This is a genomic window from Arthrobacter sp. zg-Y895 (genome assembly GCF_020731025.1).
Taxonomy (GTDB): domain Bacteria; phylum Actinomycetota; class Actinomycetes; order Actinomycetales; family Micrococcaceae; genus Arthrobacter_B.
Genome location: NZ_JAJFZY010000006.1, coordinates 15,086 through 39,800 on the forward strand (window position 1 = coordinate 15,086; position 24,715 = coordinate 39,800).

At 67.2% G+C, this 24,715-nt stretch carries 24 protein-coding genes; 13 read left to right on the forward strand and 11 right to left on the reverse strand.

The window, feature by feature from the left end:
- Positions 1–2 precede the first annotated feature (2 nt).
- The 7 genes from LJ760_RS12110 to LJ760_RS12140 form a co-directional block, all read right to left on the reverse strand.
- On the reverse strand, positions 3–554 hold the full coding sequence (locus LJ760_RS12110; RefSeq protein ID WP_227923328.1) for a TerD family protein: 552 nt from the start codon (positions 552–554) through the stop codon (positions 3–5).
- Entirely contained in the window at positions 554–1,069 is a 516-nt protein-coding gene (locus LJ760_RS12115) for a hypothetical protein (protein WP_227923329.1), read from the reverse strand. The genes LJ760_RS12110 and LJ760_RS12115 overlap by 1 nt, the downstream gene beginning before the upstream one ends.
- Positions 1,070–1,107: 38 nt before the next feature.
- Positions 1,108–2,301, reverse strand: a complete 1,194-nt coding sequence (locus tag LJ760_RS12120; protein WP_227923330.1) for a toxic anion resistance protein — start codon at positions 2,299–2,301, stop codon at positions 1,108–1,110.
- Positions 2,302–2,394: 93 nt separating this feature from the next.
- Positions 2,395–2,976: a TerD family protein gene (locus LJ760_RS12125; protein WP_227923331.1), complete on the reverse strand. Its 582-nt coding sequence runs from the start codon at positions 2,974–2,976 to the stop codon at positions 2,395–2,397.
- 28 nt (positions 2,977–3,004) lie between these two features.
- The gene (locus LJ760_RS12130) at positions 3,005–3,586 is read right to left on the reverse strand and encodes a TerD family protein (protein WP_227923333.1); all 582 of its coding nucleotides are present in this window, start codon (positions 3,584–3,586) and stop codon (positions 3,005–3,007) included.
- Between the two features lie 28 nt (positions 3,587–3,614).
- Positions 3,615–4,205 carry a TerD family protein gene (locus tag LJ760_RS12135; protein WP_227923335.1) on the reverse strand — a complete coding sequence of 197 codons (591 nt, stop codon included), beginning with the start codon at positions 4,203–4,205 and terminating at the stop codon, positions 3,615–3,617.
- Between the two features lie 12 nt (positions 4,206–4,217).
- Positions 4,218–5,330 (reverse strand): DUF475 domain-containing protein, encoded by a 1,113-nt coding sequence (locus tag LJ760_RS12140; protein ID WP_227923338.1) that lies wholly within the window; start codon positions 5,328–5,330, stop codon positions 4,218–4,220.
- Between the two features lie 311 nt (positions 5,331–5,641).
- On the opposite strand from LJ760_RS12140, the gene LJ760_RS12145 reads away from it, so the two are divergent.
- A complete protein-coding gene (locus LJ760_RS12145) occupies positions 5,642–5,950 on the forward strand; it encodes a variant leucine-rich repeat-containing protein (protein WP_227923341.1) in 309 nt (102 codons plus the stop codon).
- 70 nt (positions 5,951–6,020) lie between these two features.
- Here the strand turns inward: LJ760_RS12145 and LJ760_RS12150 are convergent, their stop codons facing one another.
- Positions 6,021–6,779, reverse strand: a complete 759-nt coding sequence (locus LJ760_RS12150; RefSeq protein ID WP_227923343.1) for an anti-sigma factor — start codon at positions 6,777–6,779, stop codon at positions 6,021–6,023.
- Entirely contained in the window at positions 6,776–7,474 is a 699-nt protein-coding gene (locus LJ760_RS12155; protein ID WP_227923345.1) for a sigma-70 family RNA polymerase sigma factor, read from the reverse strand. Before LJ760_RS12155 ends, LJ760_RS12150 begins: the two co-directional genes overlap by 4 nt.
- A 161-nt stretch (positions 7,475–7,635) precedes the next feature.
- Between LJ760_RS12155 and LJ760_RS12160 the strand changes: the two genes are divergently transcribed.
- The 7 genes from LJ760_RS12160 to LJ760_RS12190 all read left to right on the forward strand — a co-directional run bounded on the left by LJ760_RS12160 (position 7,636) and on the right by LJ760_RS12190 (position 16,914).
- A complete protein-coding gene (locus LJ760_RS12160; RefSeq protein ID WP_331460722.1) occupies positions 7,636–8,469 on the forward strand; it encodes a hypothetical protein in 834 nt (277 codons plus the stop codon).
- Between the two features lie 274 nt (positions 8,470–8,743).
- Positions 8,744–9,181 carry a class F sortase gene (locus LJ760_RS12165; RefSeq protein WP_331460723.1) on the forward strand — a complete coding sequence of 146 codons (438 nt, stop codon included), beginning with the start codon at positions 8,744–8,746 and terminating at the stop codon, positions 9,179–9,181.
- Positions 9,182–9,296: 115 nt separating this feature from the next.
- Positions 9,297–11,720 carry a hypothetical protein gene (locus LJ760_RS12170; protein WP_227923350.1) on the forward strand — a complete coding sequence of 808 codons (2,424 nt, stop codon included), beginning with the start codon at positions 9,297–9,299 and terminating at the stop codon, positions 11,718–11,720.
- 238 nt (positions 11,721–11,958) lie between these two features.
- A complete protein-coding gene (locus LJ760_RS12175; RefSeq protein WP_227923353.1) occupies positions 11,959–13,980 on the forward strand; it encodes a DUF7937 domain-containing protein in 2,022 nt (673 codons plus the stop codon).
- A 118-nt stretch (positions 13,981–14,098) separates the two neighbouring features.
- The gene (locus LJ760_RS12180; RefSeq protein WP_227923355.1) at positions 14,099–15,166 is read left to right on the forward strand and encodes an SGNH/GDSL hydrolase family protein; all 1,068 of its coding nucleotides are present in this window, start codon (positions 14,099–14,101) and stop codon (positions 15,164–15,166) included.
- Between the two features lie 85 nt (positions 15,167–15,251).
- Positions 15,252–16,061 carry an enoyl-CoA hydratase/isomerase family protein gene (locus tag LJ760_RS12185; protein WP_227923357.1) on the forward strand — a complete coding sequence of 270 codons (810 nt, stop codon included), beginning with the start codon at positions 15,252–15,254 and terminating at the stop codon, positions 16,059–16,061.
- Complete coding sequence (locus tag LJ760_RS12190; protein ID WP_227923360.1) at positions 16,042–16,914, forward strand: 3-hydroxyacyl-CoA dehydrogenase family protein; 873 nt, start codon at positions 16,042–16,044, stop codon at positions 16,912–16,914. Before LJ760_RS12185 ends, LJ760_RS12190 begins: the two co-directional genes overlap by 20 nt.
- On the opposite strand, the gene LJ760_RS12195 is transcribed toward LJ760_RS12190, so the two are convergent.
- On the reverse strand, positions 16,901–17,944 hold the full coding sequence (locus LJ760_RS12195) for a nucleoside hydrolase (RefSeq protein ID WP_227923362.1): 1,044 nt from the start codon (positions 17,942–17,944) through the stop codon (positions 16,901–16,903). The genes LJ760_RS12190 and LJ760_RS12195 overlap by 14 nt on opposite strands.
- An 88-nt stretch (positions 17,945–18,032) precedes the next feature.
- Here LJ760_RS12195 and LJ760_RS12200 point away from each other — a divergent pair, with 88 nt between their 5' ends.
- The gene (locus LJ760_RS12200) at positions 18,033–19,190 is read left to right on the forward strand and encodes an NAD(P)/FAD-dependent oxidoreductase (RefSeq protein ID WP_227923365.1); all 1,158 of its coding nucleotides are present in this window, start codon (positions 18,033–18,035) and stop codon (positions 19,188–19,190) included.
- 28 nt (positions 19,191–19,218) lie between these two features.
- On the opposite strand, the gene LJ760_RS12205 is transcribed toward LJ760_RS12200, so the two are convergent.
- Entirely contained in the window at positions 19,219–20,406 is a 1,188-nt protein-coding gene (locus LJ760_RS12205; protein WP_227923367.1) for an ROK family protein, read from the reverse strand.
- Positions 20,407–20,610: 204 nt separating this feature from the next.
- Between LJ760_RS12205 and xylA the strand changes: the two genes are divergently transcribed.
- From xylA to LJ760_RS12225, 4 genes are all read left to right on the forward strand, one after another.
- The gene (gene xylA / locus LJ760_RS12210; protein ID WP_231709512.1) at positions 20,611–21,792 is read left to right on the forward strand and encodes a xylose isomerase; all 1,182 of its coding nucleotides are present in this window, start codon (positions 20,611–20,613) and stop codon (positions 21,790–21,792) included.
- A 90-nt stretch (positions 21,793–21,882) separates the two neighbouring features.
- Entirely contained in the window at positions 21,883–23,304 is a 1,422-nt protein-coding gene (locus LJ760_RS12215; protein ID WP_227923371.1) for a xylulokinase, read from the forward strand.
- Positions 23,305–23,314: 10 nt separating this feature from the next.
- On the forward strand, positions 23,315–24,232 hold the full coding sequence (locus tag LJ760_RS12220) for an aldose-1-epimerase (RefSeq protein WP_227923375.1): 918 nt from the start codon (positions 23,315–23,317) through the stop codon (positions 24,230–24,232).
- A gap of 49 nt (positions 24,233–24,281) precedes the next feature.
- Entirely contained in the window at positions 24,282–24,713 is a 432-nt protein-coding gene (locus LJ760_RS12225; RefSeq protein ID WP_227923378.1) for a cytoplasmic protein, read from the forward strand.
- Positions 24,714–24,715: the final 2 nt, after the last annotated feature.

A 24,715-nucleotide genomic window follows, 5' to 3' on the forward strand; every position in this document is an offset into this window, starting at 1 on the left:
GCCTAGAGATCGAATCCGAAGTCGGCAGCCAGTCCGCGCAGGCCGGTAGTGTACCCCTGGCCCAGGGCGCGGAACTTCCAGTCGCTGCGGTGCCGGTATAGCTCGCCGAACATCATGGCGGTGATGCTGTCCCGGTTCGCCGAGGGCAGGTCGAACCGGACCAGTTCCCCGCCGTTGGGCCGTGCCACCCGGATGTAGGCGCTGCGCACGGCGGCGAAGGTGCCGGGTCCGCGCATCTCCGGGTCGGCGTACACGGCGAAGACAATCTTGGAGACCGCATCCGGCACCCGGGACAGGTCGACGTCGATCTGCTCGGTGTCGTCGTCGCCCTCGAACACGACGGAACCCTCCGGGCTGGCGATCTGGTTGAAGAAGACCAGGTGCTCGTCGGAGAGGACCCGGCCGTCGGAGCCGCACAGCAGGGTCAGCGGAACGAGTTCGGCTGCGGGCCCGCGGCTGGGGATCACATCCCAGCCCAGTCCCACCAGGACGGAGCTGAGGCCGGGGTTTTCGGCGGTGAGGGCGGCGTTGGCGCCGGCTACCAGGGTTCCCATCAGCGGTCCCCGAAGGTCAGGGAGGAGGGGGAGAACTTGTCATCGAGGAACCGTCCGTGGGTGGACAGTTCGGCAATGGCGCCGGTGCGGACCTGGTTCTCCAGGTCCCGGGCAATGCCTTCCAGGATGGTGAGTTGGTCAACGAGCAATGTGGTGGCCTCTGAACTCTCGGTCCGCTCCCGGTCGCTGAGGGCCACGTAGGCACGCAGGGGAGTAGGGAGGTAATTGGTAATGATGGCGTTGAGCAGCACGCGCTGCTCGGTGGAGGCGCCGTGGCTGCCCACGTATTCCACCAAAGGCGCCAGGATGTCGTCGATCTGCCGGACCATGGAGGACACCAGGGTCGGCAGGGCGGCGCCGGCCCTGCGCACGGCCCTGCGCAGGTTTTCCAGGGACTTCACGGTCTCCTGGTGTTCGGCGTCAGGGCCCGACGGCGTGGCCGCGGACAGCGCCGGTGGCGGTTCCGGCTCCGGCGAGTTGCCGAAGAGGGAACCGAAGAACCTGCCTACTGCCATGGCCGGCTCCTACCCACCGGTGCTGTCCTGCCCGGCATTTAGCGGGACTCGCTCTGGCGGGAGCGCTCGAGGTACGGCTTGGCCTGCGTGATGGTGGATTCCAGGGACTTCACGGTCCCTTCCATGTTGCGGGCTGCTTCCGAACGGAACGTGTCGATCGCGTCCATGGTCTGGTACACGTTGTCGAACGCCTTCTGCAGGGTTTCCACGCTCACGCCGGAGCTGGAGGCCTGCTGGTGGATCCGGGCGGTCTGGTCCTTGAGCATTTCGCTGGTGCTCAGGATCATGTTGTTCGTGGTGGTGTTCACCGCGTCGATCTGGTCCAGCACCATCTTCTGGTTGGCCAGGGCCTGGGCCACGATCACTGCGGTGCGCAGCGCGGAAATGGTGGTGGTGCGTGCCCGCTCCACGCCCTTGATCAGTTCCACGTTGTTCTTGCGGATCAGGTCCATGGCGAGGTAGCCCTGCACGGACACGGCCAGCTGGGTGAGGATGTCCTGGCGGCGCTGGCGGATGGGGAAGAGCACATCCGCTTCCAGGGCGTTGGCCTGCTCAATCTGCCCGGAGTTCTTGAGCTTGTCCACCTTTTCGACGCAGGCCGCATCCAGGGACTCGGCGAGCACGGAGTATTCGCTCAGGGTCTGCATGGTCTTCCACAGCTCCACCTTTTCCCCGGCGAGGGAGGCGTTGTCCTTGAGCAGTTCATCCTGGCCGGCCATCAGGGCCTTGATGATCTTGTCCAGCTGGACCTGCGCGGACTCGTACTTCTGGAAGTACTTGGCCAGCTTGTTGCCGCCGGGGATGATGCCGAGGATCTTGCGTCCGGTGCCCAGGTTCGCCTGGTTCGGGGTGAGGTCCTCGACGGTGCTGCGCAGGTCGCCCAGGGTGACGGCGACCTTCTTCTGCGCGTCATTGCCGGACTTCTTCGCCCCGGCCACGGAGGTGGAGGAACGGTCCAGCAGACGGGTGGAGTATCCGGCGGACTGCACCATTTCCGCACCGGCCAGCTTGTTGATGGAATCCACCTGGGCGGTGAACTCCGGGCTGCGGGCGTCCAGCTTGGAGACTTCCTCCATGAAGGACTTGGCCTGGGCGGCGATTTCGACGCGGCGTTCCTCCGGCACCGGAACCATGCCCGGAGCGCTCTCGGGAGCGACCGGAGCGGGCGGTTCCGGAGCTTTCAGCACCAGGGCGGCTTCGGTGGCGTCCGGGGGAGTCAACGGTGTGGTCATGGTCCAGCCTTTTCTTGTGAGCTGCGTATACGGATGCGGGGAGTGTCCCGGCCTGCGGAACACTCCCCGCAGGGTGTAACTGAAAAAGCGAGTCTAGCTGAGCTGCACGCCGAAATCGGTGGCGATGCCGGCCAGGCCGGTGGCGTAGCCCTGGCCGACGGCCTTGAACTTCCACTCGCCGTTGTTGCGGTACACCTCGGCGAAGATCATGGAGGTCTCCGGCGCGGCGTCCTCGCTCAGATCGAAGCGGACAATTTCGCTGTCGTTGTCCTGGTTGATGACGCGGCAGTACGCTCCGCGGACCTGGCCGAAGTTCTGGTTACGAGCCTCCGCCTGGTCGATGGAAACGACAATGACCACGCGGTCGACGTCGGCGGCCATCTGCGTCAGGTCGATCAGGATCTGCTCGTCGTCACCTTCGCCGGCGCCGGAACGGTTGTCGCCCAGGTGGGTGACGGAGCCGTCCTTGGCAGCGGGCTGGTTGTAGAAGATGAAGTCGTCGGAGGAGCGCACCTTGCCGTTGGCTGCGATCATCAGCGCCGAGGCATCCAGGTCGAAGGGTTCACCCGTGGTGGTGCGCGGGTCCCAGCCCAGGCCGACTACGGCTTTCTGGAGTCCGGGATCGGTTTTGGTGAGGGAAAGGTTGTTGCCCTTGGTGAGGGTCAGTCCTGCCATGCTGTTCAGCTCCTTGTAGACGTGGGGATTAGTCGAGGGCGATGCCGAAGTCGGTGGCAACCCCGTACAGCCCGGACGCGTAGCCCTGGCCGATGGCGCGGAACTTCCACTCTCCGCGGTTGCGGTAAATCTCGGCGAAAATCATGCAGGTTTCCGCTGCGGCGTCCTCACTGAGGTCGTAGCGGACCACCTCTGCGTCGGTGTCCTGGTTGACCACCCGGCAGTACGCATCGCGCACCTGCCCGAAGTTCTGGTGCCGCGCTTCGGCCTGGTCGATGGAGACCACAATGACCACGCGGTCGACGTCGTCGGTCAGGATGCTGAGGTCAATCAGGATCTGCTCGTCGTCGCCGTCGCCCTGGCCGGTGCGGTTATCGCCCAGGTGGACCACCGAGCCGTCCTTGGCGGACAGCTGGTTGTAGAAAATGAAGTCGTCCTGGGAGCGCACCTTGCCGTCGGCTCCGAGCAGCAGTGCGGAGGCGTCCAGATCGAACGGATCTCCGCTGGTGGTGCGCGGATCCCAGCCCAGGCCGATCAGGGCCCGTTCCAGGCCCGGGTCAGCCTTGGTGAGGGAAAGGTTGCTTCCTTTGGAAAGTGTCAGGCCGGACAAGGTGCTCTCCTTACGGACGGGCGGGTGGTTAGAGCGAGCGGGCTGCGGTGGGAATCAGGTCCATTACGGTACGGCCCTGGGCGCGTTCGCCGATGGCCTTGAAGCTCCAGCCGGAACCTTCGCGGCCCACCTTGGCCATAACCATGGCCGTGTGGGTGCCGGCGTCGGTCAGCTGGTAGCGGGCGATTTCCGGGCTGCCGGGCGTGGAGTCGTCGATCAGGCGGCAGAAGGCATTCTGCACCTGGTCGAAGGTCTGCCGGCTGTAGCTGGAGATCACGAACACGATGTTCTGCACAGCGGGGGAGACGGCTGCCAGGTTCACCAGGATGACCTCGTCGTCGCCCTCGCCGGCGCCGGTGAGGTTGTCGCCGGTGTGCTTGGTGGAGCCGTCCTTGCTGGCGAGCTGGCCGTACCAGACCTGGTCAACAGCGTTGCCGTTGGCGTCGAAGAAAATGGCCGAGGCATCGAGGTCCACTTCCGCGGTCTTCTTGCCGCCGAACAGGCCGCGCTTGACCGGGGCAGCGGAATCCCAGCCCAGTCCCAGACGGGTCTTGCTCAGCGCTCCGCCATCCTTCTTCGTCAGTGACAGCGACTGACCTTTTTCCAGGCTCAGGCCCATGATTCTCCCTCGTTAGTTTGTGTAGACAGGATCTTTTGATGCACCGGCGGACTTCGCTGCGCGCTTGTTGCGCACAATCGAGGAGGTCAGCGACGCGAGGATGAAGACCACGCCGATCAGGCCGGTGATGACCTCGTTGATTTCGATCTCGATGGTGAGCAGGAGGATGGTCGCCAAGGCGCCGATGGCCCAGTGGGCACCGTGGTCCAGGTAAACGAACTCGTCCAGGGTGCCCTGCTTCACGAGGAACACGGTCAGGGACCGGACGAAGATCGCACCGATGAGGCCAAGGCCCAGGGCAATGATGATCGGGTCCGAGGTGATGGCGAAGGCGCCGATGACGCCGTCGAAGGAGAAGGACGCGTCAATGACTTCCAGGTAGAGGAAGAGCATGAAGGCGGCCTTGCCGGTGGCCTTCACCAGGGCGCCGTTGCCGGACTTCGGGGCACGTGCCTCGACGTCGTCGGCATCGAAGTCCCCGTCGCCGTCGACGTCGAACATGTCACCCAGGCCGGTAACCAGCAGGTAGGTGATCAGGCCGGCGGCGCCGGCGACGAAGACGTCAGTGGTGTGGGAGGGGTCCGAGAGGGCACCGGCGGCCAGCAGGGCACCGAGGCCGACGATCAGGGAGGCGCCGTTGATCTTGCCGACCTTGGCGAACGGGGTTTCCAGCCAGCGCAGCCAGCGGATGTCGCGGTCTTCGAACATGAAGTCCAGGAAGATCATCAGCAGGAACAGGCCGCCGAAGGAGGCGATCTGCGGGTGGGCTTCATGCAGGAGGTAGCCGTAGCTGCCGGGCTCGTCCGGATCGCCCTTTTCGAGGGCCAGCTGCAGGGCTTCGATCGGGTTGATGCTGGCGGTGACGCCCACAATCACCAGCGGGAAGACGATGCGCATACCAACGACGGCGATGAGGATGCCCACGGTGAGGAACATCTTCTGCCAGAAGGGGCTCATTTTTTCGAGGATGCGCGCGTTGACCACGGCATTATCGAAGCTAAGGCTGATTTCGAGAACGCCCAGGATGGCGCAGAGGATAAGTGCCTCTACCCCGCCGTAGAAGAACGCCGTTACCAGCGCGGCGGCCGTTATTACAAACGACCAACCGAAAGTTTTGAAAAACACTCTGCTTGCAGCTCCTTCAGTTCCTGCGCGCAGCCGGTGGGGGCGGAAAGGGCAAAAACTAGGTAGAGGATGGCTTCATCCGAATCGAATTAGGCTTCAGTATGTCGCACCCCGGACACCGCGGGCAACTACCGGCGGTGACGTTCGCGGAGAGGGTAGAGCCAGGGGAGTGCAGGGCGCCAGAGCGGCGGCCGACTGCGGCAGTGGGTTGAGTCCCTTGACGAGGCGGCGGCGATTGGGCGGCGGCCCTCGTGGTCTGAAAGAATAATGGAAAGCCTGCTTACTCAGGCACCCATTTGAAGGAGGACTGCATGCAGGACGAAAAGTTTGGGAACGGAAATCCGGAACCGGTTATGAACATTCCGGCAGCAGACGTCGTCAACGGCGGCGCATCCGCCGCCCCGCCCGCGCAGGTGGACCCCGCCGAGGTTGCCATCCTTGCCGAGGCCGAAGATCCGGGCACCGACCCGCTCCGGCTGCAGGAACTGGCCACCGACTATCCGCTGGCCCGCCCCGCGGTGGCCGCCAACCCCGCTGCCGGCCCGGAGCTGCTTTCCTGGCTCGGCGCACTTGGCGACGCCGGCGTGAACGAAGCACTGGCGCGCCGCGGCGGCCGCTAGCCTCCACTCCACTCGGAACGTCCCGCTGCACGAAGTCGATGCGGCGGGACGTTCCGTTTAAAGGGCAAGCCTAGATCTCGGCGACGGCCACCAGCGGGAACGTGGGCGTGGCGGACCCGCCCGCAGGCTCAACCGTCAGGGCCACGGCTCCGGCCTTGGCGACGTCGCCGCTGAGCCAGACGCTGACGTCCCCTCCGGAAAAGTGCGTATCCGGAATGGGAGTCTCGCCCTCGAGCAGCCAGAGCTGGTACTCCCGTCCCTCGCCGGGATCGGGCAGGGTGTCCGCGACGAACAAGGCGGCATCCTCCTCCCGCGAAACAACCAGGGTGGCCGGTTGGCCGTTGACGTCGACGCGCTGCGTGGCGACATCCGGTGCGGCCAGCAGCCGGGTTTCCCGGTCCTGTTCCTGAGCTGCCTGCTGTTCCTGCTCGCGCTGCTCCGACTGGACCCCCAGGTTCCAGCCGGCCAGGCCGATTCCGGGGAGCAGGACGGCAGCCGCTGCGGCGGCCAGGAGCCGACGCCCGCGCCGTCGTCGTCGTTCGTCCAGCGAGACGACGACGGCGGCCGGCCCCGTCCGGGGGCCAGGCAGCGGCTGGGTGCCGTGGATGGAAGACAGCACGGAGCTGCGCAGGGCAGGCGGGGGAGTCTGGGCCGTCTCCGCAGCAAGGCCGGCGGTGACTTCGGCATATTCGGCGACCTCCGCCTGGCAGCGGGGGCAGTCCGCCAGATGCTGTTCGAATTCTTCGCGCTCGGCCGGCTCCAGGGCGTCCACGGCATACAGCGGGGCGAGCTCATGGAGGTCCCCGGCGTTCTGGCTGTGCTGGTTCATGACTGTCCCCCCAATGCCGAGCGAAGCTTCTTCAACCCGTCACGGATCCGTGCTTTGGCTGTGCCCAACGGGATATCCAGGCGCCGGGCAACCTCCTGATAGGTGAATCCCTGGTAGTAGGCCAAGGCAACGGCTTCGCGTTGGAGCGGGGTGAGGGTGCTCAACCCGTTCTGCACCTCGTGGGTTTTCATCCCCTGCTCCACTTCCTGCCATGTCTGGTCCACTGGCGTTCCCGTCCGTTGGTCCTCGTAGGTCTGTTCCCGCTCCCGTTCACGGGCCACCTGGCGCACCCGGTCCACTGCCCTGCGGTGGGCAAGGGTGCATAACCATGCCAGCACTGTCCCGCGCGTCGGGTCGAAACGTGCGGACTGCTGCCAGGCCATCAGATAGACCTCCTGGACAACTTCGGCCGCGATTTCCGGAGACCTGGTCACCCGCACCGCCAGCCCGTAAACCTTTGCAGAGGTGGCGTCATACAGGGCGGCGAAACTGGTTTCGTCACCTTCGCCGCAGCGGCGCACCAGATCGGCGAGCCCGACCCCTCGGTCCTCCTGCCAGTCTTCCGTCGCAGGCCGAGCGGTGAAATCCGTCGGGCCGGTTCCCGAGTCAGTCATGGGCTCCCACAGGTCATCCCTTCGACGACGGCCCCCGGCCGAGGCAACGGACGGGGAGATGTTCGCTGAGAACACTGTCATACTTTCGCACCGCGCAGATACCGAGTCTCCATACCCAGTGTTCGCAGCGGGGCCGCCGATGGATGGGTGATCCCCTCATCTCCCGGGACAAGTAGCCCGCGCAGATTTCAAAGTAATTTGCCTCACGACCCATCCGGGAACGGATCGGCTCCGAACCTTCCATGTCTAACGACCGATGCACGCACCTCGATGTGCACACCGACACGACGAAGGAACCGATCATGAACAAGAAGATGCGCCTGCTTGCCGTTCCCACCCTGGCCCTGGGTGCGCTGGCCCTTTCGACGGGTCCCGCCATGGCCCATGGCGAAGACTCCTGGTCGAGCCAGGCCACGCTGAACACCATGAATAATTCCGGCACCACCGGACAGGCCATGGTGGACGTCCACGGCACCGAAGCCAAGGTAACGGTCAACGTCTCCGGTGCGGCGGAGACCTTCATGGACGGTCCCTTCCCGCACGCCCAGCACATCCACATCGCCGCCCAGGGCGTCTGCCCGGGTCCCGACGCCGACACCGACGGCGACGGCGTCGTCAACACCACCGAGGGACACCCGTTCTACGGCCACATCGGCAACTCGCTTACCACCGAGGGTGACACCAGTGCGGACTCCGCACTGGCCGTCGATCGTTTCCCGGGCGGATCCGCGTACACCTACGAGCGCACCTTCGAACTGACTCCGGAGACCGCAGCATCCCTGAAGGACGGGTCCGCGGTAGTGGTAGTCCATGGCGTGGATCCCGCGTTGATGCCCGCCGCCGCAGCGGAGAAGATGTCCGACCTCGACGAGACGCTGCCTGCCGCAGCGACCCTTCCCGCGGCCTGCGGCACCCTCACCGGTTCGCAGATGGATGCGATGCCCGAAGGCGGAGCTGACACCGGGGTGGAGACAGTAGCCGGCAACGGCAACTCCGCCGGAATTGCCGTAGCCGGCGCCGGTGTCCTGGCCCTGGCCGGTGGGGCGATGGCTATCCGCCGTCGTGCCAACGCCTAAGACTGACCGTAGCTGAAGCGTCGATTCCCATGACGGCATCCCGCCCCGGCCGCCGCGCAGGACTGATGTCCTGCGCGGCGGCCCCGCCTCTCCACCTCACCGGCAGCAGCCGCCCCGCCTGCTCTCCGGATGCAGCGGCACGGCCGCCCCGGAGACCGGAGCACCGACAACCACCACAACGACGGCGGCTGCCCCGGCTTCTCCGGCCGCCGCGCCAAGCCAGCCTGCAGCCCCGCAGGCTGACGCTCCTCCGGTGCTTTCCCCCTCCGCGCCGGTGTCCTTATCTATCCCGGCCACCGGCACCGAATCCCGGCTCCTGCATCTTGGACTGCGGGAGGACGGTTCCCTCGAGGTTCCGCCGGAGGCTCCCGGTTCGCCGGCGAGCTGGTACACGGGCTCGCCCACCCCGGGGGAACGCGGCCCCGCCGTGCTGCTGGGGCATGTCAACGCCACCGGCGGCGGCGAGGGAGTCTTTGCCGGCCTGCGGAACCTGTCGCCCGGCGACCGGCTCGAAGTTACCCGGGAAGACGGGAGCACTGCGGTCTTCTCGGTAGACCGGGGCGAGCAATACGGCAAGGACGAGTTTCCTACGCTCGCGGTGTACGGCAATACCGCCGGTGCAGAGCTGCGCCTGATCACCTGCGACGGTTTTGACCCTGCCACCGGAACCTTCGACGACAACTACGTTGTGTACGCCAGTCTCAGCCGGTGAACCTGCCCCCAGCCTGACCCCTGCCCGTGCTAGGGTCTAGTGCCGTACGTATCTGTTGGCTCGGGGGGACCATCACTTACTCCTTCCGGGTCCTTGCTGACATCCTGGGGGAGTCTTGAAACACTGCACGTCCTGCGGCGCTGAACTGCAGCCGCATTGGAAATTCTGTACCAACTGCCAGGCACCTCAGCCGGCACAGTCGGGCGGCGAAAGCACCGCACCTCAGGGCACGGAAGCCGATGCGGCCTCGAATTCCGGAACGCACCGCGCTGACTCCCCGCAGGCAGCATCCCCGCAGGCAGCCTCCTCTCAGACCGTCGACGCCCAGAGCCCGGCCGAGGCCGACCAGGCGACGCAGCGGTTCGAGCAGGCTCCGGTTCAGACTCCGGCCCCGGCCGACCAGCCGACGCAGCGCTTCGAGCAGGCCCGGGCCCAGCAGCACAGCGAACAGCAGACTGCAGCCATGCGCGCTCCGGGTGCGCCGACTTCCGTGTTCGACCCACCCTTTGTCTCGCAAGCTGCGGCCCAGTCCGGATCCGGCCAGCCAGGCTACACCGGCCCCGCCGGCTCAGGTCCCGCCTCCGGTGGCCCCAATGACGGCGCCCCCACTGGTCCGCAGGGGCCCGCCGGACCGGGCGCGCCGTCGTCGGGCGGCAAGAAGCCGTCCCGCAAGCTGACGATCATCCTGGTCTCCGTGCTGGCACTCCTGGTCATCCTGGGGCTGGCCGCGTTCTTCATCGTGCAGAACATGGTCCGCGGAGGTGCCGGGTCCGCCGAAGGCGCTGCCGACAAGGTGGTGGAGGCCATCGAGTCCAAGGACATCATTGGGCTGGCTACCATGGTGCCGCCGGAGGAACGCGAACCGCTCCAGCGCATCCAGGAGCAGCTTGAGGACAAGGCCGAGGAATTCCGGTTGGAGGAAGCGATCAACAAGGTCTCTGACGAAGACTCGGAGATTGACGACGACCTGACTTTCGACGGCATGGACATCACCTTTGAGGGTGTGGATCCCAAGGTCACCGAGATCGATGACCACACCGCCCTGATTGAGTACACCTCCGGCGAAGCACGTTTCCAGATAGATCCGGCGAAGACTACCGGAACCATCCGCTCCGCGATCGAGGCCGGAGATCTTGAGGACGAGGAAAAGATCGACGAAACCGTCCAGCTTAACGAACTCGGACCGGACGGCTCGCCCCTGACCCTGCTGGCCACCGAACGCGACGGCCGCTGGTACGTGAGCCCGATGTACAGCATTGTCGAAATGATCAACAAGAGTGAAGGCTTTGACCGCGGCAGCGTTCCCGAATCGGCGGGCGGCAGCGACAGCCCGGCAGCAGCAGCGCAGGCGGCAGTAGAGGCGGTGCCGGAGGCGGTTTCCGAAGGAAGCCTGGAGCCGCTCGCCGGCACACTGTCCATCCATGAGGGCAGCATGCTCTACCTGTACCCGGACCTGTTCGATGACCTGATGGCCGGCGCCAGCGGCGAAGAGCTGAACATCAGCGACGTGCGGTTCACGGATGGTGACAAGGACGGCGACCGTGCCGTCGCCGTCGTCGAGAACATCACTGTTGAAAGCGAATACGGCGACAAGATCACCCTGACCAGCGATTGCATCGAGGGCGAGCGGGAGTCCGACAGCATCTGCTTCGGCGATTCCGGCTACTCCATTGAGCCCTCCGTGGAGATGCTGGGCGGTGCGAAGATCATGAGCCTGACCACCATCGAGGAGGACGGCAAGTGGCGGGTGAGCCTGGGGCACACCGTCGCGGATTGGATCATCAACTGGACCGATTCCCTGACCCGTGAGCAGGCCCTGGCTATGCTGCAGCTCGCGAATACCGAGGACGCCACCGGAGATATCAGCGTGGACGAATCCACCGAGGTGGAGTTCAACTCGGCCGGCTTCGCGGTCCTCAACCTGACGGTGGACGAGGAAATGGCCCTGGAAGCAGAAGACGGCGACTTCGGCGACATGCTGGTTTACTCCGAGGACGGCAAGGAGCAGATCGCGGACCTGGGATGGGGCGATGAGGTCGAGGCGGGCAACTACAAGCTCGTGGTCTTTGCCGGCCCGGAATGGCAGGAAGAGTTCGCCGAAAAGGGCAAGGACTTCGAGTACTCCGCCGACCTGACCCTGGTTGAGGGGAAGGGCTACGACTTCTCGGATTCCTCTTCGGATGATTCGGATTACTCTGACGAGTCACTGCCTTCCGGTTCGTACATCAGCAGCGATTACGGCGTGCTCTCCACCGGGGCCTCGTCAGAGTCCGCGAAGAGCCACACCCTGTCGGGCACCGACGCCGAAGCCGACCTGGAGATCAGCGCCCTCGGCTCGACGACTTCCAAGATCGTCATCGGGATCACGCTGGACGGTAAGGAAGAGAAAGTTGAAATCCCGGCAGGGGAGCGGACCGAATACTCCATCGCTTACCCCAACGACGGCAAGGACCACGAGCTGAAAGTCCAGATACTGTCTGCCACTCCGGAGACCGACTTCGCTCTTGTGAGCTACACGGTCGCGGTCAAGACGAAGTAGCAGACACCCGGCGGCAGGTCAGCCTGCCGCCGGGTATGCCGGATCGCCGGCGTCATCAATATTTTGAAGATCCAAGGAAGGCGTTATGAAATTCTGTCCCGAGTGTGGGAAACAACAAGAACCGGGGGGCCGGTTCTGTGCGGAGTGCGGGTATGCCATAGGTGCCGCGCCCGCTTCTGCAGCCTCCGCGCCGGGTACGGAACCTGCCGCCGAACCCGCAAGACCAACCACCGGATCGGTGGAAGACCGGCAGCTCGCCGCAGTCGGGGCAGGCCAGCCCGGCCAGGCCTACGGCCAAGGTGGGTATGGTCAGCCGACTCAGCAGCGTCAAGAGCAGCAGTATCCGGGTAACCCCGGCTACGGCCAGGCCCAGGCGCAGGCTTCCTCCGGCACCAAGCGTCCGTCACCCTTCGCCGGGGTTCCGATCAGCGACTACGTCCGGGACGGCATCGCGTTCCTGGCCCTGTTCGCCTCGCTTTTCATGACCTGGACCTTCAGTACGAGTAGCTACGACGACGCCACCAAAGCGGGTGCCCGCGTTGACGTACTCCTTATTACGCTCCTGAGCATCCTGTCCCTGGGCATCAGCTACCTGTGGCGCGGCGGCGTCTTCGGCCCGACAGTCGGCTACCGGAAAGTCCAGGACATCCGTCTTCTGGCCAACCTCCCGTACGTCATCCTGGTGCTGGTGTACTTCGTCCTGAGCCTGGTATCAGGCTTCGGCGACGACAGCTACCGCTACCTGGGCGGCGCCGTCGCCTTCGGACTTGCCGGTGCCCTTCTCGCGGCACAGCCCCGGAACGGCGAAATAGCCCCGGGCGACGTCGATCATGCCCGCCACCGGCGCTGGCTGTTCGTCATGCTGGGCATTGTGGGCTTTGCCGCCGTCGTCACCGTTGTGCAGATCATCCTGTTTGTTATGGACGCGCTGGACTACTACACAGGCGCGGACGGCTGGCTGTTCCTGATAGCACAAGTCCTTGCCGCGCTCCTTTCAGTGGGAGTCCTGGGACTTGTTGCGCTGAAGGTCTTCGGCGGCTCCGACGCCTGGCGCTTTGCCGGTGCGGCACTCGGTGCGGGCGCTGCTTTCCTCGCCGTGCTCGGACTCATGGGTGTGGATTCCCTTACGGAGGGCTTCTTCCCGGGAGTTGCCGGGTTCTCCACCTTCTTCTGGATGGCCTTCGGTGCTGCGGTTTCCGCTCCGTCCGTTGCCCGCACCACGCACCGGACCGCAGTTGCCCCCGCGGACCGGCTCACGGCCCTCCGCCCCGTGGTGCTGCTAACCCTGATCCTGGCGTCGGCCCTGGCCCTCTTCATGGTGGTCGGACTGGTGCAGACCCTGGTGGAGGACCACGACGGCGTCGCCACTTGGTCCGTTGGCCTGGTCCTCGCGTTGCTGCTGGTGGCCGCCACCATAGTGGTCCGGAAGCTTGCCGCCCGCGATGAGCGGTCCGCCTTCGTGATGGGCAGCGTCTATGCGGGTGCCCTGTTTGTCCTGTCGCTGATCCTTATGATCCTTTTCGAAGTCCAGGACTTGGACTCTTCGACGACGAGCGCCGCACCGTTGCCGGTCGGAACGGTCACGACCCTGATCATGCTGCTCACCTGGGTTATGCCGTTCGTGGTTCTGGCCGTACTTTGGCTGGACAAGGCTGCGCGGGCACACTTCAAGACGCTGCCGGCTTCCGGAAACACGGGCACCGGTTTCGCCTTCGAAGGGGCTCCGGCCCGTGCACAGGTTCCCGCCATTCCGACGCCGGCCACTTTCGTTGGGGCGCAGCAACACCAGGTTCCGCAGCAGGGCCAGCCCGCCGGCCAGCCCGTTCAGCAGCAGGTTCCGGTTCAGCAGCCGGTTCAGCCGCAGCAGCAGGCTCCCGTTCAGGCGCCCGTTCAGCCGCAGCAGCAGGTTCCGGTTCAGCCCCAGCACACAGCGCCCGTCCAGGAACCGGTGGTGGAGCAGACACCCGTCCAGGAACCCGTGCAGACCGCGGCAACTGAGTCGCCGGACCAGGCTACGGACCAGGACGAAGAAGTGTCCGAGGACACCGTTCGGCGTACGCCGGCCGCTGACCCGGATGCCGCGCTCCTGGCCGAAGCCGCCGATCCGGCCACACCCCTGGTCCGGCTCCAGGAGCTGGCTACCCACCCGCGGGCCCGGGTAGTCGTGGCAGCCAACCCGTCCACCTACCCGGCACTGCTGACCTGGCTGAGCCAGCTCGGAGATCCGGCCGTGAACGAGGCGCTGGGCCGCCGTCGGTAACCGGCCCTAAGTAATAGGTATGAAGCGGCGGCCGACGTCGTTGGTACGGGTTATCACCGCCAACGACGCCGGCCGCCGGCCTTTAACTTCCACCCGCTCAAGGATTCAGGGGGCGCTCATGAAAAACTCCGCATGCGCCGGCGCGAGGCGGCGTGCAGCAGCCGGCATCGCGGGGGCCGCAATACTGCTCTCCGGGTGCTCGACCGCCCCTGCCGCCGGACCGCCGTCGGACAGCACGACGACGGCGGCAGCGGCCAGCCCCGATCCGACCCCGACCTCGAGCCCAAGCCCAACCCCAACGCCGGAACAGCCCCGCCCCTCGGGCTGGCTCGCGGAGGTAACCGGCGACGTCGGACGCCTGGCCATCCTCGGCGACTCCTTCGCTGCGGGGGAGGGGGCCGGCGATTACCAGCCTGCAGTGTCCGGCGTCCGGGATTCCTGCCACCGCAGCCTCCACCCGCCCGCTGCGGAACTGTTTGCTCCGCAGAACATTGCCAACCTGGCGTGTTCCCGGGCCACCACGGGGCACCTGACCGCGCAGCAACGGCTGGCAGTAACGGATCCAGGAGCCGGACCGAATACCGACCCCGGCACGGTCCCGGCACAGCTGGAGCAGCTGCGCGGCTTCGAACCGACCCTGGTGGTGCTCTCAGTGGGCGGCAACAACCTCGACTTCGCCGGAATCCTGCAGGCCTGCCTGCTGGAAACCACTCCCTGCAGCGACGACCCGCAACTGGCCGCCCACGCGGCAGAGCAGCTGTCCGCCCTCGAGGCCGACCTCGTGGACGCCTACGCGGGCGTGGCGGCCGCGGTCTCCGCTCCGGTGCTGGTGCTTCCGTACCCCCAGCTTTTTGATGAGCCCGGCGGCGACTGCGGCCGGCTCAGCACCGCGGAACAACGCTTCGGCCGGGACCTCATCAATGACTTGAACGCCGTCATCCGGTCCGCCGTGGACAGCTCCTCCGCGCCGAACATCTACTACGTGGACGCCGTCGAACAGGCACTGGCCGGACACGGCGCCTGCAGCCCGGAACCGTTTGTCCATGCCGCGGATGTCTCCGGTCTGCTGAAGGCCGCCGATTCGTTTACCGCCAACCAGGAGCTGCTGCACCCCACCTCTGCGGGCTACCGTGCCATGACCGCGGAGCTGGTCCGCTGGGCCGCAGAGCACCCCGTGCCGCATTGAGCCGCATCACGGCAAAGCCCGGCGGCTGCGTAATACTAGGACTGCCGGCAAGGACGCCGGCCCGCAACGAGAGGACGGGCGCACCGTGACGGAACCCCCGCAGGAGCAGACCCAGGCATTCGCAGGATTTTCCACGCTCCGGGTGACCGAGGGAGCGGACCGGGTCCACGTCCAGCTGCACCGGCCCGAGGTCCGCAACGCCATTGACGCGGCCATGGTGAAGGAACTGCATGCCGTCTGCGCCGAACTGGAGCGGCAGCCGCGGGTCCTGATCCTCTCCGGCACCGAGGCCGGCGGAAAGGGGATCTTCGCCTCCGGGGCGGACATCACCGAGCTGCGCGAACGCCGCCGCGACGACGCCCTGGCCGGCATCAACTCCGGCCTCTTCACCCGGATAGCCGCGCTGCCGCTGCCGGTCATCGCCGCACTGGACGGATTTGCGCTGGGCGGCGGAGCGGAACTGGCCTACGCCGCGGACTTCCGGCTGGGCACACCACGGCTGAAGATCGGCCAGCCCGAAGCAGGGCTGGGAATCATGGCGGCTGCCGGAGCCACCTGGCGGCTGAAGGAGCTGGTGGGCGAGCCGCTGGCCAAGGACATGCTGCTGGCCGGACGGATCCTGTCCGGGGAGGAAGCCCTGGCCGTCCGGCTGATCACCGAACTCCACCACCCCGCCGGCCTGCTGGCCGCCGCCCACGCGCTCGCGGACCGCATCACCGCCTCCGATCCGCTGGCCCTGCGCCTGACCAAAGCTGCCTTCGCCGCCCCGCGTGACGCCCATCCGCTGATCGACAACCTCGCCCAGGGAATCCTCTTTGAATCCGAGGCGAAGTTGAACCGCATGCAGGCCTTCCTCGACCGCAAGGAGAATTCCCGTGGCCTTCGAGAGCGCTGACATCGGCACCGTCCCGGCACGGGTAGGGGTGCTGGGCGGCGGACGCATGGGAGCGGGCATAGCCCACGCCTTCCTTCTCGCCGGAGCGGAGGTGGTGGTGGTCGAACGGGACCGGGAAGCCGCCGACGCCGCCCGCACCCGGGTCACCGGGTCTCTCGGCAAAAGCGTGGAACGCGGGGACACGGATGAAAGCGCCCAAGAGCTCGCTGAGCGTGCCGCCTTCGCCGTGGATTATGGACAGTTTGCGGGCTGCGGCCTGGTGGTGGAAGCGGTGCCGGAGGACTTCGCGCTGAAGTCCGCGGCCCTGCGCGCTGTGGAGGAACAGCTCGACGACGGCGCCTGGCTGGCGACCAACACGTCCTCGCTGTCCGTGGACCGGCTGGCTGCGGGTTTGAAGCAGCCGGAGAACTTCTGCGGCCTGCACTTCTTCAATCCCGTGCCGGCTTCCCGCTTGGTGGAACTGGTCCTCGGCGCCCGGACGTCGGAGCAGCTGGCCGCCAGCGCACAGGAATGGATCGAAGCCCTGGGCAAGGCCGCCGTCGTCGTCCGCGATGCGCCTGGTTTTGCGTCCTCCAGGCTCGGCGTCGCCATTGCCCTGGAAGCCATGCGGATGGTCGAGGAGGGGGTGGCATCCGCCGAGGACATCGACGCCGCCATGACGCTGGGCTACCGCCATCCCACCGGCCCGCTGCGCACTACGGACCTGGTGGGACTGGACGTCCGGCTGGGCATTGCCGAGTACCTGCACTCGACACTGGGGGACCGCTTCGCGCCGCCGCAGATCCTCCGCGACAAGGTGGCCCGCGGCGAACTCGGACGGAAGACCGGGCAGGGCTTCTTCAGCTACGAATAGCCTCGCCCGGAGCCACCGTGTCCAGGAAAGTCCGGACCATGGCGGGGTGGTCCAGCGCCATGGCCACCGAAATCACCGGTGCCGGTGCAAGCAGCCCGTGCACCGCGTCCTCGCCGGCGATCCTCCGCCGGTCCACCAGGGTTTGCCCGCGGCTGTGCCCGGCAAGCTCCACCCGCACCGGGTAATCCTCGAGGACCACGGTTTCCGGTGCGGCGATCAGGCAGGCGGCACCGGCGTCGCCGATGGTCATGGGCTCGAGGGTGCCGTCGTTGGCGCTCACCGTGGGAAGCGGCTCCGCGCCCAGGACGCCTCCGGCCACCCGGGTCCGCGCGCCCAAAGCCAGCAGCGAGCCCACGAGCCGGGCACCGGGATCCGTGGAGGCTTCCAGCAACAGGTACTGCGGCGCATCGAGGGTCGCCAGCATAAAGACGTCCAGCCCGTACATAGTCACGGGCACGCCGCTCTCCAGCACCACGGCCAGCGCCTCCGGATCATGCCAGGCATTGAACTCGGCATGCGAGGTGGCATTGCCCATCCCGGCCGATCCGCCCATAAACACAATCCGCTCCAGCTTCCGGGCCGTGAGCGGGTAGGCACGCAGGAACACCGCCAGGTTGGTCAGCGGGCCGATGCCCAGCAAGGTCACCGGTTCCGGAGAGTCTTCGATGGTGCGGTGCAGCAGTTCGACGGCGGCCAGGGGCGAAGCCGATGCACTGGCGGCCGGCAGCTGCAGCCCGCCGATCCCGTTGGCGCCGTGGAAGGCGTGTGCGTTGCGGGGCTCGTTGATCAGCGGCCGCTCCGCCCCGCGGGCCACCGGCACGTCCGGCCGGCCGGCAAGGTCCAGCACGTCCAGGGTATTGCGCAGTACCTGGTCGACGTCGGTGTTCCCGGCCACGCAGGTCACTGCGCGCAGGTCGATGCGCGGGCTGCGGGCCAGGAAGGTCAGGGCCAGGGCATCGTCCACGCCGGTGTCGACGTCGGCAATCACCGGGATGCGGCGCGATTGATCGGGGGAGGAAGAAGAATGCACGGCGCCGTCTTTCGCTTAACCTGCTGGAAATTACCTGACAAGGTAACCAGAGAATTAAACCCTGCGGTACTTCAAGAAGGGGAAAGGCATGCCGAACACGCTTCCGCCGGATACCGTCGCCGTCCTGGGCGGCGGAGTGCTGGGACTTTCCACTGCGGTGCAGCTGCTGCGCGGCGGCGCGGACGTGCTGCTGGTGACGGAAGCGGAAGTGGGCAGCGGAGCCTCCGGGCGCTCGCTGTCCTGGCTGAACGCCGGCGGGAGTTACGGCGAAGATTACTACCGGCTGCGGATGGCAGGTATCGACCGGTACCGGACCCTGCTGGCGCAGAATCCCGGCATCGACTGGCTTGCCTTCGACGGCGGCCTGTACTGGGACGATGACCCGTTCGTTGTCGTTGAGCGGCACAACGAACAGACCCGGCAGGGCTACGAGGCCCGGATGCTGGAACGCGATGACGTTCCAGGCATGGTGCCCGGCGTGGACCCGGGGGTGCTGCCCCACCGGGTGCTGGTCAACCCGGGTGAAGGCTGGGTGTCGCTGCCGCACCTGGTCCGGTACCTGGCCGAGGAGTTCACGATGCGCGGCGGCACGATGATCGAACACACCGGAATGTGCACTCTTACCCGCGCGCTTCCGGGCGGCGCCGGGTCCGACGGCGGCATCAGGGCACGCGGGATCCGCACCGCCGGCGGGGAAGAATACGCGGCCGACGCCGTCGTCGTCGCCTGCGGAGCCGGCACGCCCGCAGTGCTGGCCGAGGCCGGCGTCCACCTGCCCGATGCCTCCGACCCGGCCATGCTGGTGATCAGCGAACCGGTGGACCACGGACTGCGGGCCGTGCTGAACACGCCGCGGATTTCGCTGCGCCCGCACCCCGGCGGGCGGCTCGCGATGGATTCCACCTGGTACCTGGACCGCGTGCAGTGCCTGGAGGACGGCAGCTGGAGTGTGGATTCCGAGGTGCCGGCCGAGCTGGCGGCCGAGGCGAGCCGGGTGCTGGCCGGGCATCCGGAGGTGGTGCCGCAGAGCCGGCAGCCGGGGTTGAAACCGGTGCCGGGGGACGGTGAACCGGTGCTCGGCGAGCTTGCCGCGCTGTCCGGCTGCTGGACCGCCTTCACGCACTCGGGGGCCACACTGGGCCTGATCGCAGGGGAGTTGGTGGCCGCGGAAATCCGCACCGGCCGGCGGCATCCGCTGCTGGAACCGTTCCGGCCCGAGCGGTTCAGTTTCGGCTGGGACTCCTAAGCCGGAAGGTTACTAAGCCGGCCGGTTCCTAGGCCGGGCGCGGCGCGGCCAGCACCGGAGCGAAGGCCAGCTCCGCGGCGCCGACCAGCAGCAGTTCCGAACGCAGCGCCGCCCGGCGCAGCTGTACCCGCCGGCCCAGGCCCGCGACCGCCTCGGCGGCAACGGCGTCGGTCAGCCGCTCGGGGTTGGAAGCGAACAGGGTGCCGAGGAAACCGCCCAGGACAATCGTGTCCGGATTGAAGATGTTCACGAAGTTCGTCAGCGCCACTGCCAGCTGATCCAGCTGCCGGTCCGCCTCGGCGCGCACTGCTGCGGTCTGCTGTTCGGCCATCGCCGCGTCCAGTGTGTCCTGGTCCGCGCGGTCCAAGCCCAGCACCTCCAGCAGGCCGGCCAGGTTCACTTCCGTTTCCAGGCAGCCGCGGCGGCCGCAGTGGCACCGCTCGCCGTCGCTGCGGACCAGCGTGTGCCCGAGCTCGCCCGCGTAGCCGTCCGCCCCTCGCAGCGGCCTGCCGGCGACGATGATCCCGCCGCCGATCCCGCTCGCGCTGCCGTTGAGGTACACGGCATTGTCGGTATCGACGGCGGCACCGAAGAGACTCTCGGCCACCGAACCCAGGGTGGCGTCGTTGCCGGCGAAGACCGGCAGGTCCAGCGCCTCGGCCAGGGGAGCGGCCAGCGGCTCGTTCCGCCAACCCAGGTGCGGTGCCAGCAGCACCTGGCCGTCGGAGGTGCGGGTGAGCCCCGGAACGGCCACGCCGACCCCGGTAATCCGGTCCATCCCGGCCAGGTCCGGAGCCATCCCGGCCAGCACGGCGCGGGTGATGCTTACGGTCTCGGCCACGCTCGGCCGCGAAACGGTGTCATGGCGGACCCGGCGGTGCACCCGCCCGCCCAGCCCCACCAGGCCTACGGTCACGGCGTCGACGTCGGGATGGACCACTACGGCGGCCACCCGCTCGTTGGGGTGGACCAGCGGGCTGGGCCGGCCGACCCGTCCGGCGGGCGGATCGGTCTCGTAAGCCAGCCCCATGCCGGCCAGTTCGCCCACCAGGGCACCGATGGTGGAGCGGTTGAAGCCGGTAAGCCGGGTCAGGTCCGCGCGGGAGAGCTGCCCGTTCCGGTGCAGCAGGGTCAGGATGCGGGAGAGGTTGGTGGACCGCAGGTTATCGGTGCCGCGGCCTGCCGGTGCAGGGGCGCTGATAATGCCGCTTTCCACGTCTTTGTTTCCTCTCCGGTTACTGGTCATCCTCCAGCCTACCTGTCGCCACTGCGATTTGGTTGGGGCCGGCAACAAAGTGCCTCCGAGCGGTCGCACCTCGTGAGAGACGGAAGCTTTTTCGTCCGGGAACCATTGACACGGGAGAGCCACCCGAATATGTTGTTGCTTCCAACTAATACTTGATCTGGAGCTATCGTGACAATGACGCCATCGCCTTCCGACCGCTTTACCTTCGGCCTCTGGACCATCGGCTGGACCGGAACCGACCCCTTCGGCACACCGACGCGGGCCGCATTGGATCCCATCAAGGGCATGCATAAGCTCGCTGAACTGGGCGCCTACGGGGTGACCTTCCACGACAATGACCTGGTTCCCTTCGACGCCACGGCGCAGGAGCGGGACATCATCATCAAGAACTTCACCAATGCCCTGGCCGAAACCGGCCTCAAGGCACCCATGGTGACCACCAACCTGTTCACGCACCCGGTGTTCAAGGACGGCGGCTTCACCTCCAATGACCGCTCCGTCCGCCGCTTCGCACTGCGCAAGGTGCTGCGGAACATCGACCTCGCGGCGGAGCTCGGCGCGGAAACCTTCGTGATGTGGGGCGGCCGCGAAGGCAGCGAATACGACGGTTCCAAGGACTTCTCCGCAGCCTTTGACCGCATGCGTGAAGGCATCGACACCGCTGCCGGCTACATCAAGGAGAAGGGCTACGGGCTGCGCATCGCCATCGAGCCCAAGCCCAACGAACCGCGCGGCGACATCTTCCTGCCGACCATCGGCCACGGCCTGGCATTCATTGCCCAGCTCGAGCACGGTGACATTGTCGGACTGAACCCGGAGACCGGGCACGAGCAGATGGCCGGGCTGAACTTCACCCACGGCATCGCCCAGGCCCTGTGGTCCGGCAAGCTGTTCCACATTGACCTCAACGGCCAGAAGTCCATCAAGTTCGACCAGGACCTCGTCTTCGGGCACGGCGACCTCACCAGCGCCTTCTTCACCGTGGACCTGCTGGAGAACGGTTTCCCCAACGGCGGACCGCGCTACGAAGGCCCGCGCCACTTCGACTACAAACCGTCCCGCACCGAGGGCTACGAGGGCGTCTGGGAATCCGCCAAGGCCAACATGGACATGTACCTGCTGCTCAAGGAACGTGCCCTGGCCTTCCGCGCTGATCCCGAGGTGCAGGAAGCCATGCAGTACGCCGGCATCACCGAGCTGGCACAGCCCACGCTGGCTGCCGGTGAATCCGTCACGGACCTGCTTTCCGACGCCGCGTCCTTCGAGGACTTCAACGCCGACGCCGCCGCGGACCGCGACTTCGGTTTCGTGAAGCTGAACCAGCTTGCGCTGGAACACCTGATGGGTGCCCGCTAGGCTACCTGCGCACGACGCGCAAACCATCACCGAATCGTGCTGCCGCCGGGCCCTGGGGGACCGGCGGCAGCACCCGTTGAAAGGCTCGACATGCCACTCGTTGCCGGAGTCGACAGCTCCACCCAGTCCTGCAAGGTAGTCATCCGCGATGCCCAGACCGGCGCGCTGCTGCGCGAAGGCACGGCCCGCCACCCGGCTGGTACCGAGGTGGACCCGGAAGCGTGGTGGGCAGCGTTCCGAGAAGCATCGGCGGCTGTCGGGGGACTGGACGACGTCGCCGCTGTCTCGGTAGGCGGGCAGCAGCACGGCATGGTCTGCCTGGACGAAACCGGTGCCGTGGTCCGCCCGGCCCTGCTCTGGAACGATGTCCGCTCCGCCGCCGCCGCGGACAAGCTCATTGCCGACGCCGGACCCGACGGCGCCCGGTACTGGGCCGACACCACGGGCTCCGTGCCGGTGGCCTCGTTCACCGCGACGAAACTGCGCTGGCTGGCCGAAAACGAACCGGAAAACGCTGCCCGCACCGCCGCCGTTTGCCTGCCGCACGACTGGCTGAGCTGGCGCCTGGCCGGTTACGGGCCGGGCAGCGGCGCGGAAGGGCTGGCCGCCCTGACCACCGACCGGTCCGATGCCTCCGGCACCGGCTACTGGTCCCCGTCCACCGGCGAGTACCTCCCCGAAATCCTGGAGCAGACCCTCGGCCACGTGCCGCAGCTGCCCCGCGTCCTGGGCCCGCTCGAAGCGGGCGCCCGCACCCCCGCCGGCGCGCTGATCGGACCCGGCGCCGGTGACAACGCCGCCGCCGGACTGGGCGTCGCTGCCGGGGTGGGGGACGTGGTGGTCTCCATCGGCACCTCAGGCACCGTGTTCGCCGTCGCCGACAATCCGACGTCGGACGCCACCGGACTTGTGGCCGGCTTTGCCGATGCGACCGGCCACTTCCTCCCGCTGACCGCCACCCTGAACGCCTCCCGCGTCCTGGACGCCACCGCTGCCCTGCTCGGGGTGGAACTGAACGAACTGACGCGGCTGGCCCTCTCCGCTCCGGCCGGTGCCGACGGCCTGGTGATGGTGCCCTACTTCGAAGGGGAACGCACCCCCAACCGGCCGGACGCCACCGGGTCCCTGCACGGCATGACGCTGCGGAACTTCACTCCCGCCAACCTGGCCCGGGCCGCCGTCGAGGCCGTGGCCTGCTCCCTCGCGGACGGCTTCGCGGCGCTGAAGAACACGGGAGTGTCCGCGCAGCGCGTGATCCTGGTGGGCGGAGCTGCCCGGTCCGAGGCGATCCAGCAGGTCATCGCCGCTGTCTTCGAACTTCCCGTCACCGTCCCGCGGCCGGGGGAGTACGTGGCCGACGGCGCCGCCCGGCAGGCCGCTGCCATTCTCACCGGTGCCTGGCCCGCGTGGAACGACGGCGCGTCCGTGGTGGTCACGGCCGATCCCACTCCGGGGGTGCTGCAGCGTTACCGGCAGGCGGCGGGAAGCCCTGCGCTGCCGGCTGCCGGATAGGATCGGGCCCATGACTTCCTCTTTCGGCCCCAACGGCCATCCCGTTTTCCTGGCCGCCGGGGATTACCGGGCCACCATCCTGCCGGTCGGTGCCACGCTCGCCGGGCTGACCTTCGGCGGCCGGGACGTGGTGCTGCCGCTTGCGGAAGACGAAATTCCGCAGGCCTTCACCGGCAAGGTGCTGATGCCCTGGCCCAACCGGATTGTCGGCGGCCGCTACACCTTCGACGGCACCGAGTACCAGGTGCCGGTCAACGAGCCCGAGACCGGCATGGCCCTGCACGGACTGGTTGCCTGGGATGCCTGGGACGTTGTCGAAACCTCGCCCGAGCGCGTGGTCCTGAAGCACCGGCTGATGGGACAGCCCGGCTATCCGTTCCAGCTGGAATTGCAGGCGGTCTATGCGCTTGATGCCGAAACCGGGCTAAGTGTGGAGTTGTCTGCCGCCAATGCGGGCACGTCGTCGGCACCGTACGGCGTTTCCGCCCACCCCTACCTCACTGCCGACCGGGTGCCGGTGGACCGCTGTGTGCTGGACGTTCCCGCCGCGCGGGTCCTCGGCGGTCCGGAGCAGTCCGGGAGCCCCCTGGACCTGAGCGAACTGCGGGACACCGAGGGAACCGTGCTCGCCTTCAACGCTCCGGAACCGATCGGCGCCCGCACTGCGGACCATGCCTTCACCGGCCTGCCCGACGGTGACTGGCAGGTAACGCTCACCGACCCGGAGACCGGCTTCGGTGCTGTCCTGTCCGCCACCGGCAAGGAGGCGCCGTGGCTGCAGGTCTATTCCGGCGAGAAGATGGACCGGCTGGGCGTGGGCGTAGAGCCAATGACCTGCCCGCCGGATGCCTTCAATTCCGGGGAGGGACTCATTGTGCTGGCGCCCGGCGAGGAGCACCGGCTGGCTTACCGGATCGCGGGGGCGTAAGCGGCCGCGGCTCTGTTGTCCTGCCGGCACCCGGCCTAAGCTTCCAGGCATGACCCAGGACCCAGTCCAGTCCAATCCGGACCACTACAAGGTGGTATTCGAAAACGAGCGGGTGCGTGTGCTCGAGTACCGGGATACGCCGGGGCACATCAGCAAACCGCACCGGCATCCGGACAGCGTGATGCTGACCGCCAGTCCGTTTCACCGGCGGCTGCACACGAGCGGCGGGCCGGGCGGTCCTGGCGGTCCGGGCGGTCCGGGACCGGGTGGCCCGGCACCGGGCGGACCGGGCGGGCCGACACCCGCTCCCGGCGGCGGAATGGACGTGGAACTGCCCGCCGGTGCCGTCCGTTGGCTTCCGGCCCAGGAGCACTACGGCGAAAACACTGGAGAGACGGAAACCCACGTGTTTTTCGTGGAACTCAAAGAGCCGAACCCGTCGGGCGCGGCGCCGGGCGGGCCGGGGCCGGCCGGCCCCTGACC